The 14,368-nt window shown below is 65.9% G+C and carries 14 protein-coding genes; 4 read left to right on the top strand and 10 right to left on the bottom strand.

Annotated features, from left to right (window positions below; genetic code table 11):
* Window positions 1–167 precede the first annotated feature (167 nt).
* From L8G49_RS05275 to epsC, 6 genes are all read right to left on the bottom strand, one after another.
* Window positions 168–662 (bottom strand): hypothetical protein, encoded by a 495-nt coding sequence (locus L8G49_RS05275; RefSeq protein WP_242183004.1) that lies wholly within the window; start codon window positions 660–662, stop codon window positions 168–170.
* 114 nt (window positions 663–776) lie between these two features.
* Window positions 777–1,772: a cell wall hydrolase gene (locus L8G49_RS05280; RefSeq protein WP_242183006.1), complete on the bottom strand. Its 996-nt coding sequence runs from the start codon at window positions 1,770–1,772 to the stop codon at window positions 777–779.
* A 102-nt stretch (window positions 1,773–1,874) separates the two neighbouring features.
* Window positions 1,875–4,313 carry a TonB-dependent receptor gene (locus L8G49_RS05285; RefSeq protein WP_242183008.1) on the bottom strand — a complete coding sequence of 813 codons (2,439 nt, stop codon included), beginning with the start codon at window positions 4,311–4,313 and terminating at the stop codon, window positions 1,875–1,877.
* A gap of 204 nt (window positions 4,314–4,517) precedes the next feature.
* The gene (locus L8G49_RS05290) at window positions 4,518–4,757 is read right to left on the bottom strand and encodes a hypothetical protein (protein ID WP_242183010.1); all 240 of its coding nucleotides are present in this window, start codon (window positions 4,755–4,757) and stop codon (window positions 4,518–4,520) included.
* A 27-nt stretch (window positions 4,758–4,784) separates the two neighbouring features.
* Window positions 4,785–5,507 (bottom strand): gamma-glutamyl-gamma-aminobutyrate hydrolase family protein, encoded by a 723-nt coding sequence (locus tag L8G49_RS05295; RefSeq protein WP_242183012.1) that lies wholly within the window; start codon window positions 5,505–5,507, stop codon window positions 4,785–4,787.
* Between the two features lie 38 nt (window positions 5,508–5,545).
* Window positions 5,546–6,526, bottom strand: coding sequence for a serine O-acetyltransferase EpsC (gene epsC / locus L8G49_RS05300; protein ID WP_242183014.1), 981 nt, complete (start codon window positions 6,524–6,526; stop codon window positions 5,546–5,548).
* Between the two features lie 168 nt (window positions 6,527–6,694).
* On the opposite strand from epsC, the gene L8G49_RS05305 reads away from it, so the two are divergent.
* Window positions 6,695–8,041, top strand: a complete 1,347-nt coding sequence (locus L8G49_RS05305) for a dicarboxylate/amino acid:cation symporter (protein WP_242183017.1) — start codon at window positions 6,695–6,697, stop codon at window positions 8,039–8,041.
* Window positions 8,042–8,136: 95 nt separating this feature from the next.
* On the opposite strand, the gene L8G49_RS05310 is transcribed toward L8G49_RS05305, so the two are convergent.
* On the bottom strand, window positions 8,137–9,174 hold the full coding sequence (locus L8G49_RS05310) for an SDR family NAD(P)-dependent oxidoreductase (RefSeq protein WP_242183019.1): 1,038 nt from the start codon (window positions 9,172–9,174) through the stop codon (window positions 8,137–8,139).
* A 116-nt stretch (window positions 9,175–9,290) separates the two neighbouring features.
* Here L8G49_RS05310 and L8G49_RS05315 point away from each other — a divergent pair, with 116 nt between their 5' ends.
* On the top strand, window positions 9,291–9,920 hold the full coding sequence (locus L8G49_RS05315; protein ID WP_242183020.1) for a TetR/AcrR family transcriptional regulator: 630 nt from the start codon (window positions 9,291–9,293) through the stop codon (window positions 9,918–9,920).
* Between the two features lie 161 nt (window positions 9,921–10,081).
* Here L8G49_RS05315 and L8G49_RS05320 read toward each other — a convergent pair whose 3' ends face one another.
* Window positions 10,082–10,987, bottom strand: coding sequence for an aromatic alcohol reductase (locus L8G49_RS05320; RefSeq protein WP_242183022.1), 906 nt, complete (start codon window positions 10,985–10,987; stop codon window positions 10,082–10,084).
* Complete coding sequence (locus tag L8G49_RS05325) at window positions 10,984–11,418, bottom strand: pyridoxamine 5'-phosphate oxidase family protein (protein WP_242183024.1); 435 nt, start codon at window positions 11,416–11,418, stop codon at window positions 10,984–10,986. The genes L8G49_RS05320 and L8G49_RS05325 overlap by 4 nt, the downstream gene beginning before the upstream one ends.
* An 82-nt stretch (window positions 11,419–11,500) precedes the next feature.
* Between L8G49_RS05325 and L8G49_RS05330 the strand changes: the two genes are divergently transcribed.
* Window positions 11,501–12,169, top strand: a complete 669-nt coding sequence (locus tag L8G49_RS05330; protein WP_242183026.1) for a TetR/AcrR family transcriptional regulator — start codon at window positions 11,501–11,503, stop codon at window positions 12,167–12,169.
* A gap of 151 nt (window positions 12,170–12,320) precedes the next feature.
* Here L8G49_RS05330 and L8G49_RS05335 read toward each other — a convergent pair whose 3' ends face one another.
* Window positions 12,321–13,232: a LysR family transcriptional regulator gene (locus L8G49_RS05335; protein WP_242183028.1), complete on the bottom strand. Its 912-nt coding sequence runs from the start codon at window positions 13,230–13,232 to the stop codon at window positions 12,321–12,323.
* 89 nt (window positions 13,233–13,321) lie between these two features.
* Here L8G49_RS05335 and L8G49_RS05340 point away from each other — a divergent pair, with 89 nt between their 5' ends.
* Complete coding sequence (locus tag L8G49_RS05340; RefSeq protein WP_242183030.1) at window positions 13,322–14,281, top strand: NAD(P)H-binding protein; 960 nt, start codon at window positions 13,322–13,324, stop codon at window positions 14,279–14,281.
* Window positions 14,282–14,368 lie beyond the last annotated feature (87 nt).

Here is a 14,368-nt window from a genome sequence, read left to right on the forward strand (position 1 = left end):
GATTTATCGAATCACGATCGATATGCTCTCGTGTAAAATATTAAGGGAATATGGAATTATAGGTAATTCTATAAATGTAGTATGCCGGTAAGTATAAATCCGCCACAGGATTTGGATTCCGCCACTTTACTGGCAAGCGCGGGCGCGGACTTTGCGCGGCTGACCGCCTAGAGGGGTTCCGCTGGCATTCCGTCGACGGCGGGTGCCGCCGTTTCGGCGGGGCGTGCGGGTCGCAATCGCATCGCAGCCCTGCGACCCACTGCAATTGCCGGCGCTTCGACGAACAGGAACGCTGCGAAGGATACGAGCGCGACGAGGATCACGGCAACGGGGTAGAGCCAGACGATCCACGCGAACGGCCGCCCGGCGAGCATTGGCTGCGCGGCGCTGAAGGCGACATGCAGGACAATCCCGTGCAGCATGTAAATGCCGAACGAACATTCTCCGAGCACATATGCCCCGCGGTTTGCGACGACCCCGCCGATCCGGTTGGCCGCCGCGACGATAAAAAGGAAGAAACCGAGCGGGAACAGCACAGGGAGCGCCAGGGGATTGTGGATCGTCGTCAGGATCCCGCCGACGACCAGGACCGTGACGATCGCTACGCCCGGATGGCGTGCCCAGGCGCACGGATGGCGAGAAAGGATCAGACGCGCGATCATGCCGCGTATTTATCGCTTACGCCCGCTCCGAGATGCTCCACCCAAGCCAACAGGCAGACGGTTCGCGGCATACCTAAACGGACCAAGACGCCAACTCCATGCCGGGTGGCGACTTCAGGTTCCCGGGATGGCGAGAGCAGGGCGGTCCCGTCGTACCTTCGGATAGAAGTCCCGCGGAGACTTGGCCGAAGCGGTCGGCACGGCGGCGGGGTTGGTCGATGCTACGGGTTCGGTCGGCGCGGTCGCTGACCGGGACGGCGCGGCCAGCGGCCCGTCGCGCAGGTCCGTTGCGGACACCGGTGGCGCGCCAACGGGACCGAGCGGCATCGTGGTCGCAAATTCCGTAGGTTTCTCCGCATGCTCCAGCGTCGGCGCGACCGAGGCCATCGCATATCCGCCGTAAGGACGGGGCGGCCTGTAGAAGACGTGATGGCCGATGATGGCGACCTTCGACAGATCGCCGGCCCAGCGGGGAACGATCCAGATCGCGTGATAGTGCGTCGCCTGCCCGGCAGGCAACGAAATTGCCCCGCGCAACGCCGCCTCGGCGATGCCGCGGGCGCGCGCCAGGGCGGCGGGATCGGGACGGCGGGCCAGCGATCCGTCGCAGGAGAAGGTGAACTGGCAACCGTCGCGCCGATCGGCGCCCTCATAGACCACGCCGCAGATCGTCTTGGGATAATGCGGATTGCGCAACCGGTTCAGAACGACTTGCGCGACCGCCTGTTGGCCGGCGATCGGCTCGCCGGCTGCTTCGTAATAGATAGCGGTGGCGAGACAGGTCGTGGCCGCGCCGAAATCGGTCTCGGACAGCCAGGATGGATCGAACGGTGGGGGCGATGGATTGGTCGTCGCCAGCGCGCTTGCCAAATTCCGAGCCACTGCCTGTGTGGCGCTCAGATCGAGCGTCTGTTGCGGCAGGAAATGCTCGAGCGGGAGGTCTGCCGGGCGCGGCTGGATCGATCGCACGGTAGGGGGCGGCACGTCGCCCAACTGTACGATGTCCTGCGACGAAAACGCGACGCTATAGACGAGGTATAATAGGCCGCTTCCGATCGATACTACAAACAGCGTACTATAAAGTATCGAGAGGCGGATCGGCGAGATCATGGCGCGATGGTGCTATCGCATCATTGATGGAGTCAATCGCCGTATTTGGAAACTATGCCGGAATACCGTCCGGGGCACCCTCAGGTGCCCCGGTTCGACCGCCTACCAGGCCAGGCTTACGCGGCCGTAAACATAGCGCCCGTTGAACCCGAACGGAGAGTAATACGGGAAGGCCGTCCCGCCATTGTTATAGTTGAGCACATTGGTGCCGGGAACCCGATTGGGGTAGACGTCGAACAGATTGTTGGCGCCGACCGAAAGCGTTGCCGCCCGTGCCACTTTTGCCCGCAGTTCGGCATCGACCAGGAAGTGCCGACCCGTGTCGACATAATCGACGAGCGAGGATGCGGGCTGCGTCACGCTGCCGTAATAGGTCCCGCGCAACGTGGCGCCGAACCGGTCGAGCGACCAGTCGGCCTGGCCGACCACCTTGACCCTTGGCGTGCCATGTTCGAACGCGGCGACCCGCTGCGGGCCAAACAATGCCGGGACCGCGACCGTGCCCGTGCCGGTCGGCACGCTGGTGATCTTGACCTCATTGAGATTGGCGGAAGTGGTCAGGTCGAACAGGCCATAGCTGGTCCGCTGCGTCCGGTAGTGCGCGATGATGTCGATGCCCTTGGTGGTCGACCGCAAACCGTTGACGAAGAAGCGCGCCGCCGTCACGTTGAACGGTGCCAGCAAGGCCGCAATCGCGGCGGTGTTGTTGACGCCGCTGCCGAGGTTGTCGGACAGCGCGATCTGGTCGCGGATCTTGATCTGATACGCATCGACCGAAAGGTCGAATCCGCCGAACCGGAGCACGCCGCCCCCCGACAGGTTGAACGACTTTTCCGGCTGCAGCGGCTTGCCGCCAAGTGCGGTTGCGACCGGGTAGGTCGACGGATACAGGCCGGTGTCCACGATCGTCGCGACCCCATTGACGTTGGTCGTCAGCGGCTGGGTCAGGGTGTAGAAGGATTGTTGCAGCGACGGGGCCCGGAACCCGTTCGACACCGTCCCGCGCAACGCGAAATGCGGCCCGAAATCATAGCGTGCGGAGAATTTGCCGGTGCCGGTCGTGCCGAAGTCCGAATAGCCCTCGCCACGACCGGCGAGACCGAGCGTCAGGTCGGCGATCTTCGCTTCCAGGTCCAGGTAGATGCCGATGTTGCCGCGGTGCCGGTCCAGCGCATTGGCTGGCGTAAAGCCCTGGAAACCCTGTGCTCCGCTACCGAGCGCGGTGTTGCCCCCAAGCGGTCCGCGCGCATAGGATTCGACCTGGCCCGGGGTAATCTTGAAACTCTCATAGCGTGAATCGATGCCCCAGGCGACGTTGAGCGTACCGCTGCCGAGGCCGAACTGCTTGTCGACGTCTAGCCCCGCAGTGACCTGCGAATAGCGGACCCGGCCGTCGTAGAATTCGGTCGGCGATGCCGCGCCATAGGTCGAATTGATCGAGTTGCGCGTGTCGAAGCGCAGCGCGTTGGCACCGAACGACGTGTTGAAATCGACGTTCCAGCCAGACACGACGCCCTTGACGCCGAGCGCTCCGTTGAAGTCGTCCGACCGTACGCCGATGCGAGGCAGGAAGCCGTTCGGATAGATCGAGGGAACGGTATTTACGTTGCCGGCCAGGCGATAGAAGGCTGCGCTGGTGCTGTCACGATGCTGGTAGCCGCCATGCCCGTAGACCGACCACACCGCGCCGACCGGCACCGAAAAATTGACGAAGCCGCTATATTGCTCGACCTTCGGGTCGCCGAAATGGGAAATGATCGCATTCGGCGTCACGCGCCGGTCGAGATCGCCGCGGCTGGTGCGGTCGCGATTCTGGTAATCGCCCGAGACGGTCAGGAACCCGCCGTCGCCGAGCTTGAACCCCTGCCACGCCGAGACATCGACGGTCCGGCCGTCGTTGCGGTGATAGTTGGTGCGCGCGGTCGAGACGTCGGTGACATATTCACCGAAGCTGACGTTCGCGCCGCCACCGTGATCGGCCTTGCGCAGCCGCAGGTTGATGACGCCGGCGATCGCGTCCGAGCCATATTGCGCGGAGGCGCCGTCGCGCAGCACCTCGACGCTGCCCAGCGCAACCGTTGGAATCGTGTCGAGATCGAACGCGGCAGAGCCCCGCCCGACCGAGCCGTTGGTGTTGAGCAGCGCGGAGCTGTGGCCGCGGACACCGTCGATCAGGACCAGCGTCTGGTCCGGGCTGAGACCGCGCAGCGTGATCGGCCGGATCGAGTCGGTCGTGTCCACTGCGGCCGACCGGGGAAAGTCGATCGACGGAGCGACGGCGGCCAGCGCACTGGCGAGCTGGGGCGTGCCCTGGTGCTGCAGCGTCTCGGCACTGAGCACGTCGACCGGCGAACTGCTGGCCAGTCGCGATCGCCCGGTGGTGCGCGATCCGGTGACGACGATGTCGTTCGATGCCGGAGGCGTATCCGAGGCGGTGGCGACGGGGGCATCTGCTTGTTGCGCCTGCGCATGCGCCGTTCCGGCAACCATCATGGCAAGGGTCGAGGCTGCAACCGCGAGCAGCGGCCGGGGGGTGGTCATGTTCGGGTCCCTTTGGAATTTCTATGTAGTGGCACAGCGCCCTCGGGCGCTTTTGTGACATGCCCTTTGGCAGATTTGTCGATGCCGTGAAGCAAGGAAATCTATCGTTCGCAATTGCGAAAAATGGGCCCGGCAACGATGCCGGGCCGAGGCGCGCGCGGGAGCTTACCCTGCGTGTTGGTCGTCGGTTCCCGGGCCCGGAAACTAGGGGGTGTTGCCGATAGGCTCCCCTGCGTTCAGCGTTGCCGGGTCGGTTCGGGAAGCGTCATTCTCGTTACCGATGTCGTCGGTTGTCGCGGCATTGCCAGCCGTCGTCGAAGGATCGTCCCCCACGGCCGCGTCGACGACGGCCGTATTGGACGCGGCCTCCGGCTTCGCACAGGCACTTGCGGTCGAAAGCAGCGCGGTGGCCGGCGCGACCGTCAATAGAACCTTGTGCATCATTTCCCCTTTCAACGATGGTGGATCCGATCAGCCGGCCGCCGCCGCGCGCAGCGACGTGCCGATGACGGTGAAGAAGGCGCGGCTTTCGGGGGAGCGCTCGGCGTCCCATTCGGGATGCCACTGCACGCCCAGCACGTCCGCTCCGCATGGTCGGGCGCGGACCGCTTCGACCAATCCGTCGTCGGCGGCGACGGCCTCGATCGTAAGCCCGGCACCGAGGCGATCGATCCCCTGTTCGTGGACCGAATTGACCGACATGCGCCGCTGCCCGGTCGATCGCGCGAGCAGTCCGCCGGCCCTCAGCTCGACATCGTGACAATGGCCGAACAACTCCTGGTAACACCCATCCCAGGATCCGCGATGGTGCCGGGCATGGCATGCGGTCGAAAGCGTACCGCCGAACAGCACGTTGATTTCCTGCAGGCCGCGGCAGATGCCGAATACCGGCTTCCCCGCTTCGATCATGCCTCCGGCGAGCGCGAGCGCAACCGTATCGCGGTCCGGATCACGGCGCTGCCCGGCGGGAAGCGGACCGCCGCCATAGTATTCCGGCGCAACGTTGGAGCGCGAGCCGGTCAGTAACAGGCCATCCAGCAGCACGATCAGCGATGCGATGTTGGCATCGTCGCGGATCGCCGGCACCAGCACGACCGCAGCATCCGCAAAGCGGGACAGCGGCGACAGGAACCGCGTGGCGACCGATTGCACCGGTCGCCCGTTGTCTTCGTTGCAGCACAGGACGCCGATCACGGGCCGGGCGTTCGGGCGGGGCGAGGGGTTTGCACTGTTCAATGCGCTGCTGCCCGTTGCAACACGTCTCGCAGGTCCCGCCCTGCCGCTGGAGGCAGCTGCACCGCTTCCGGTTGCACCAGGACGCTGTCTTCGGGGACGTCGGACAACAGCCAGACGTTGCCGCCGATCGTCGATCGCGCACCGATCGTTACGCGGCCCAGGATCGTCGTGCCGGCATAGACCACGACATCGTCGCCCAGGATCGGATGGCGGGCGTGGCGTTCCCGCACATCGTCGCGCGTGAGCCCCGCCGGGCTTCGCGCGCCCAGCGTGACATGCTGGTACAGCCGGACCCGCGCACCCACGATAGCGGTTTCGCCGATGACGACGCCGGTGCCGTGATCGATGAAGAAGCTCTCGCCGATCGTAGCACCCGGATGGATGTCGATCCCGGTGCGCTCGTTCGCCATCTCGGACAGCACGCGCGCAACGATCGGCGCGCCCAGGTTGTGAAGTTCGTGGGCGATGCGGTGGTACAGGCTCGCGATGGCGCCCGGATAGCAAACGAGGATTTCATCGACGCTGCGCGCTGCAGGGTCGCCGAGGAACGCCGCCTCGACATCGCTATCCACCCGCCGCCGGATGTCGCCCAACGTCGCCGCGAACAGGCGCGCGATCGTCGCGGCCTGATCGGGCTCGAACGGCCCGGCTTCGTGCTGCCAATAGCCGATCTCGGCCGCAATCTCGCGTTCGAGCGCCGTCAGCGCAGCGCGCAGCTTCCCCGCGACGAACGCGTCCTCCTCGACCGCCGAACCGCGGAAGTGGCCGAGCCGTCGCGGATACAGCGCCGATGACAGCAAGGCGACCACCTGTTCCAAACCTGTACGGGACGGGAAGCTTGCAACGTCGCGCGCCTCTTCCTGGCGGGCGCGCCACCCCGCTCGCGCAGTCCGAAGGTCCGCCACCGCGTCGTCGATCGAAGGCGGCGCCGTCGGTACGGCGCGAGGCTGAGCGGATATGTGCGTCCGGTTGATCATGATCGCCTCCTGAAGCCAACATATCCTATCAAGCCGATAGGATATGAAAGAATTGCTTCGACCGGCGCAAGGATGGCTTTGCGGACGCGCGCGACGGGTTGGTTCAAGAGGCTCGCGCCCTGCGCGTCAGCGTGGCGGAGCCTTGCCAGACGTTATCGGAGCCTGTCCATGTCCTCTTCCGAACCAGCCGAGCGCTCTGTGCCGCGCCTGCCATTCGGTGCGCAGGTCCTGCTGGGCATGGCGATCGGCCTTGCCCTGGGGTTTGCCGGGCGCGCGCTGGAGGGAGCGTCCGGCGCGCTGTTGGGGGAGACGCTCCACACGGTCGGCCAGATTTTCGTGCAGCTGCTGAAAGCGCTGGTGCCGCCACTCGTGTTCACCGCGATCGTCGCGTCGATCGCGGCACTGCGCGATCTGGAGAATGCCGCCAAGCTGGTCGTCCAGACGCTGCTGTGGTTCGCGCTGACCGCGCTGATCGCGGTAACCATCGGCATCGTTCTTGGGCTGGTGATCGAGCCCGGTCTGCATGCCGGCATCGACCGCGCCGCCGCCAAGCTGCCGTCGAGCAGCGGAAGCTGGCTCGATTTCCTGAAGGGCCTGGTTCCGGCCAACGTTTTCGGCATCGGCGCGTCGACCACGATCGACGAGAGTGGAGCAAAGACGGCAATATCCTTCAATGTGTTGCAGATCATCGTCGCCGCCATCGCGATCGGCGCGGCGGCGGTCCGTACGGGGGAGGGCGGCGCCGGGTTCCTGGCGTTCAACGCCTCCGCGTTGATTGTCTTTCGCCGGCTGTTGCGCTGGGTAATCGCGCTCACGCCGATCGGGACGGCGGCCCTGATTGGCGACGCGGTGATCCGGTACGGCTGGAGTTCATTATCGGCGCTCGGCGCGTTCGCTGGGGCGGTCTATCTCGGGCTCGCCTTGGTGTTGTTCGTCGTCTACCCGCTCCTGCTGCTGGCGAACGGCCTGAGCCCGCTACGCTTTTTCGGCCATGCCTGGCCGGCGATCCAGTTGGGCTTCGTCTCACGCTCCTCGGTCGGGACGTTGCCGATGACCGAGCAGGTCACCGAACACGGTCTCGGTGTGCCCCGCGCTTATGCGGCCTTCGCCGTACCCCTGGGCGCGACGACCAAGATGGACGGCTGCGCGGCGATCTACCCCGCGCTGTCCGCGATTTTCGTCGCGCAGTTCTTCGGCCTGTCGTTGCACGCTTCGGACTATGGGTTGATCGCGTTCGTCTCGGTGATCGGATCGGCCGCGACCGCGGGATTGACGGGCGCCACCGTGATGCTGACGTTGACCTTGTCGACGCTGGGCCTGCCGCTCGAGGGTGCGGGGCTGTTGCTGGCAATCGATCCGATCCTCGACATGGGGCGGACTGCGGTCAACGTCGCGGGCCAGGCGCTGGTACCCACGATCGTGGCAAAGCGCGCAGGCATCCTCGATCTGGCGATCTTCGGGCAGGATCAGGCGCGCATGCCCGTCGGCGGGGAACACCGCGGGCAGCCGGCATGATATCATGTGCGATCGGAAGCCAAGTGACGACGGGGGTGATCACAGCCATGGCTTGGTCCTCGCACCATTACCGGCGGCTCCCGCCGTCTTGACGGCTAGAGCAGCGGGCGAGAACCCCGATCGGAATCGGCGGCCAGTGCTCCGTGACCGACATGCCTGCCGGACACCGCCCTCAACCATTCCGGGTGAGTCACATCGACGCCGGAGACGTTGACGACTGCTTGCCAAGCAGCTTCCTGACTGGCGCCGTCGAGGAGATGGGGTTGGCGTTGCACTTCCATCGGACCCGAGAACTTCCCCATGGCCGAGGCGAAGAATTGCCCTGAAACGTCGGTGCCGAACGCCGATGCCTGGATGTAACGACCGGCCGCGACCTCGGGCGCCTGATTCATGCCGGGAATGAGGTTCACGATCGGGATCATCAGATACTTCAGCAACGGGCCAGCGTTTCGCGCGACGTTGGTGGCGTTCGACGCACCGGGCGACACTGCGTAGACGGCCATACCGGCGGGTAGCCGGCGCGCGAGCGCCTCGGCCCACCACGCGATCATCAGCTTAGCGTCGGCATACGCCGTGTTGGGCGCGTATTTTACCTTCGGTCCGCTGCGGATCAGGGCTTCGGCCGCCGCGGTATAGTCGCCGCGATAGTCTTTAGCGGCGAACGCCGGCAGATCGGTATGGCGGAACATGGGTACACCGCCGCGCGCAGGCTCCGCGCTGGTGATCACAATCCGCGCGTCGGGGCTCAGCAAATTGGCATTGAGTAGCCCGACGGAAAGCGCATGGTGGCCGATCAGCGGGGCCTGCGATGCCTCGATACCCTCGGCTGTGATCACGCGCCGCCTGGTCGGGACCAATCCGGCGTTGAGCAGCAAGAAATCGATCGGCCGGCCGCCTTTGGCGAGATCGGCAAGCGCGGACTTGACGCTGGCGGCCGTGTTCAGATCGAGCGCTAGCGGGCTGAACACTCGTTTGCTGGTCCCCGCCACAAGCTGCGCGGCGGTATCCTTGGCTGCGGCCAGGCTGCGCCCCGTTACGATGACGTCCTGCCATCCCCGCTCAGAGAGCAAGCGGGCCGCGGCATAACCGAGCCCGGACGTGGCGCCGGTGACGAGAGCGATCGAATGTCTCATATTCGGTTCCACGATGAGAGAGGTAAAGCGAGAAGGCCCTTGGGCCCGCTTGCCATTTATGGACTATTTCCGTACATATTTGGGTCAAAGGACGTGGTCAAGGAATATTGGACTGAATGCTAACAAATCCGGGCAGGTCGCGCGGGCGTCCGCGAAACTTCGACGAAAGCGAAGCGCTGAGCAAAGCCACGCAGATTTTCTGGTCGAAAAGCTACGACGGTGTCGCGATCGACGATCTCATCACGGGCATGGGCGTTGGACGGCAGAGCCTGTATACGGTCTTCGGGGACAAGCGGACGCTCTTCCTGCGTGTCCTTCGGGCGTACGCCGAGCGCAAGGGCGTGGGTGCCGCGAAGGCGCTTTTCTCGCCGCCGACGCTTCGCGACGCGATCGCCGGTTTCCTGCGGCATGCCGTGGAAGCTGCGACGGAGGAAGGGTCCGTGCCGGGATGCCTGATGGTGTGCGTCGCGCCGCTCGTCGACGACGCCGAGGTCAGGCAGTTCCTGAAGGACGCCGCCGCTGGTGGACAGGCGCTCGTGGAACGCCGTCTCGGCGATGGAATCGGTGCGGGCGAAATCCCGCCTGACTTTCCCGTCGCCACGCGCGCGCGGCAGATTCTCGACCTTGCCCGGGGTCTGACCATGCATGCGCAGATCGGCGCACTGCGCGAGGCACTCCTGCACGATGCCGAGGAAGCCGCCCGCCTGGTGCTCCTGCCACCGCAGATCGTGCGGCCGGAGGGTTGACGCGAATTGACGTGGACGTCGGACCGGACGCTGCTGGCAGCGTGGGGGCATCGTAAGAAACCTGCCGGTCGGTTCGCAACGTCGCCAGCCGGTGAGAACAGCCGTAACGGGCTTCGGCGGCACCGGCGCGCTCGGCAGCCAGTACGGCGTGCCGTCGTCGGTCAGACGGTCGGGGCGAGCACGGCTTCGGCGCGGGTCCAGTCCGTCTTGCCGTAGCGGTCGTTATCAAGTGGCGAGAGCTTGCCGCGCCCGCTCGCCATGTCGCGGACATATTGCATGCCCTGCCACGCCGGGAACGGCGCATCGGTTTGCGGCGACAGCGCGCGCGCGATCCGGATCAGCGTCGAGAGACGCCCGAGCCCGCCCGCCCGGAACGGCTTCCACGCGCGCCCCTCGAGCCGCGTCATCAACGCCGCCAGATCGCGCGAAGACATGACGTCACCCGCGATCCGCAGGAAGCGGGGCGCAGCGGGATCGAGCGCCACGTCGGCGGTATAATCCGCGACATCGTCCTTCGTCGTGAAGTCGAACGGCTGGTCGACGTCACCCCAGTAGAGGATGCGTCGGAAGCGCGGCAGCACGATCGGCGCTTGGCCGGTCAACAGGTCCGCAAACGCGCCGTTGAGGATCGAGGTCGCATGGATCGGCGCGGCATCGACCCGCGCCATGAAGCGGCGCCGAAGGTCCATGTTGCGGTTGTCGCCGGGGCGGGTCTTGGTGAAATCGAGCGAGAAGTCGGACGGGACGAAGCGCGGTACGCCCGCCGCAACCGCCGCATCGAGAAGCCTGCCCTGAAGATCGAGAATGACCGGCTCCAGCCCGTTCAGGACCGAGACGACGCATTCCACGCCGGCGAGCGCATCCGTGAGCGCAGCGTGGTCGGCAAAATTGACCGCGACCGGCGTACCGCCGCGCGCGCGCACCGCATCCTGCGCCGCGGCGGGCGTACCGTTGCGGACCAACGCCCGCAACGCCACACCACGCCGGGCCAGCGCCGACACCACGCGGCCGCCCACGTCGCCCGTGGCACCCGCCAGCGCGATCGTCCGCTGCGCGCGGTCGGTCACAGCGCGACCTCACCTTCGTCGCTGCCGTTCCAATAATGGATGCGGCCGGCCTGCACGCGGATCATCACCACGCCGGGCGTATCGACGCCCTGTTCGAACCACCGGTCGAGATCCTTGGTCCAATGGCGCACGAACTGCGCCTTGTCGCGGATCAGCTCGGCGGTACCTTCCACCGCGATGAACAGCGGCGGGCCGCCAAGCAGGCCGGCCGCGCCGGTGAACGTCAGCCCGACCTGCGCGTCGTGCGCGATATCGGACACGGTTCGCGCGCTTTCGAACGTAAAGAAGAAGCTGTCCCCGCGATACGCCACGTCGCCATTGTTGCTCATCGGCCGACTTGCGACCGCGCCGCCCTCGGTGCGCGTGGAAAGCATGCCGAAGTCGATCTTCGCCATCTTTTCGGACAGGTCTTCAAGGGTCATCGCAGCCATCACCAACCTCCATGTCAGAAACTGAACTGTACCGTTCAGTTCCATTCAACGGTCGAATGGCCTATATGGTTGCGGGATGCAAATGCTCAGCAGTACGAAGCGTGATTCACCCAAGCGGCGACGGGGGGGGCGACCCTCCGCCGACCAGGCCGGCGACGTCGATCGCCGGATTCTCGACGCCGCCACCGACCTGTTCCTGCGGCTGGGATATGACGCAACGAGCTGCGATCAGGTCGTGGTCCAGGCCGGGGCGGGGAAGGCAAGTCTCTACGCCCGCTATGCCAACAAGGAGGAACTGTTCGCGGCGGTGGTGCGGCGGATGGTCGATCATACGCTGGTCCCGTCAGGCGCGGTGCCGTGGGATCTGTCCGTCCAGGATCGGCTGCGGGCCGTGGGCCATAGCCTGCTCGAACATGCGTTGACCCCCGAGGCGGTTGCGCTGATGCGCGTCGTCGTCACCACCGCGCATCGGATGCCCGATCTTGCCCGGTTGGTGGACCGGATCGGCCGCGATGGCGGTATCGCGTGCGTCGCACAGGCGATTGCCGGGGTAGACGCTGCGCCGGACCGGGTCGCGCAGGCATCGGACGTTGCGGGTCGGTTCATCGACATGGTGTTCGTCCCCCACCAGATGCGCGCGCTGATTGGTGACGATCGCGCGCAACTGGATGCGACTGCCTCCCGTCGCATCGACGATGCGATCGATCTGCTCACGCGCGCGGGGTGGCTGGATACAGCCGACGCGTCCTAGGCGGCTCGATCCGTCGCTTCCGATTACGACGCTTACGAGGAGGCTGCCATGTCGTCGGGCCGGAGGCCGCCGGCCACATCACCTTCCCTGTCCGTGCATGAACGGAAGAGGTGCAGGTGCCGAACGCGATCGACCGATGTTCGAGGCTGGGTCAACTCCATTCCATATCGGGGACCGCCCCAACATGCGCAGCCATTCCCGCAACCAGCGCGTCGAACACGATCCGCATCCGGTGGGTCGACTTCAGGTCTTCGTGCATCGCGATCCACACCGGCAGGTGCGCGGTGAACGCTTCGCGGAGCACTGGCAAGAGTTCCGGGTCGCGGCGGGCGATGGGATCCTGCAGCACGCCGATCCCGAACCCGGCCCGCACCGCAGCGATATGCGCGAGCTGGTTGTCGGTGCGCAGCGCGAACGCCGGAAGATCGGGCCAGACGGCATTGATGGTCCGCAAGGAAGCGGCATCACGGTCGAAACCGATCACGGCGTGGTGCGCGAGGTCTGCCGTGCGCGTGATTGGTCCGGATCGCGCGAGATAGTCACGTCGGGCATAGAGCCCCAGGCGGATGCGCCCCACCGATCTGGCAAGCAGCGCCTGCTGTTTGGGCTGCGTCATCCGGATCGCTAGATCGGCGTCGCGGCGCAGCAGGTCGGAAGAAGCATTGGTCAGCAACAGCTCCAGCGTCAGTCCGGGATGGGCAGTATGCAAGGTGGTCAGGATGGGCGGAAGCACCTCGGCGCCGATGACCTCGCTCGCACTGATGCGGACGACGCCGGCCGCCACGTCGGTCGGCGCGGAGGCGATGCGGACCAACGCTGCCGCCGCTGCCGCCATCGCCTCGGCATGGGGCGCCAGCACTCGCGCGGCTTCGGTCGGTTGTAGTCCGCGCGCGGAGCGCGTGAACAGCCCGCCCGTGCTGAGCGTCGCCTCGAGTTCGGCGATATGCCGACCGGCGGTCGGCTGGGTAAGGCCAAGCGCGCGTGCCGCGCTCGACAGGCTGCCTTCGCGCATCACGGCGTCGAAGGTTCGCCATAGTTCCCATCCCGGACCGCCCATATCCATGCAATCCTGTATGGCAGCCCTGCGCTTTTCGCCAATTCTCGTTTACCCGATGTCGGTCCATCTTCCTAGCAACAGCAACGAGGTGCGACATGACGAAGATATCGAATACGGCGCTGGTGATCGGCGCGACGGGTGGCATTGGCGGCGAGGTCGCGCGTGTCTTGTCCGCCCGCGGCTGGGACGTGCGGGCGCTGCACCGCGATCCCGCGCATGCCGCGTCGAGCAATCCGGATCTGCACTGGGTTCAGGGCGATGCGATGGACCGGGCGTCGGTCGACCGCGCCGCCGCTGGCATGGCAGTGATCGTTCACGCGGTGAACCCACCGGGCTATCGCAACTGGTCCGGCCTGGTCCTGCCAATGCTCGACAACAGCCTTGCCGCCGCGACCAGACACGGCGCGCATGTGGTTCTTCCGGGGACGGTCTACAACTTCGATCCGGATGCCGGCGAGGCGGTCGACGAGTCGGCTGCGCAGCACCCGAAGACGCGCAAGGGGCGCATCCGCGTCGAGATGGAACGTCGGCTGGAGCGGGCAGCAGAGGAGGGGGCCAAAGCCCTCATCGTCCGCGCGGGCGATTTCTACGGGCCGCGCAGTGGGAACAGCTGGCTGGCGCAGGGCATGGTGCCGACACCCGGGCCGGTGCAACGGGTCTTCAATCCCGCGCGCGCCGGCGTGGGGCATGCATGGGCCTATCTGCCCGACCTTGCCGAGACCATGGTGCGTCTGCTTGAACGGCGCGACGAACTTGCCGCTTTCGACCGGTTCCATTTCGGCGGCACCTGGCTGGACGACAATCGCAGTTTCGCCGAGGCGATCCGTCTGGCGGCGGGTCGGCCAGATGCGCCAATCTACCCTTTTCCCTGGCCAGTGATCCACGCGCTTGCGCCCTTCAACGAAACGGTGCGCGAGATGCGGGAGATGATCTATCTGTGGCGCCGGCCGCTGCGGCTGATCGATGCAAAGCTGCGGCAATTTCTGGGTGACGTACCAGGCACACCGCTGGACGAAGCGTTGCGCAGCACGCTGGCTGGGCTCGGCCGCGCTTGACGATGGGCTGCGGCTAGGGGCCTCCGCCTGACGGCCGCGTATCTTCGCTGCAGGCGCACGGTGGAACAGGGCGACCGCGGGCATGAC

Origin of the sequence: Sphingomonas sp. CARO-RG-8B-R24-01 (assembly GCF_022662295.1) — a bacterium.
GTDB lineage: Bacteria > Pseudomonadota > Alphaproteobacteria > Sphingomonadales > Sphingomonadaceae > Sphingomonas.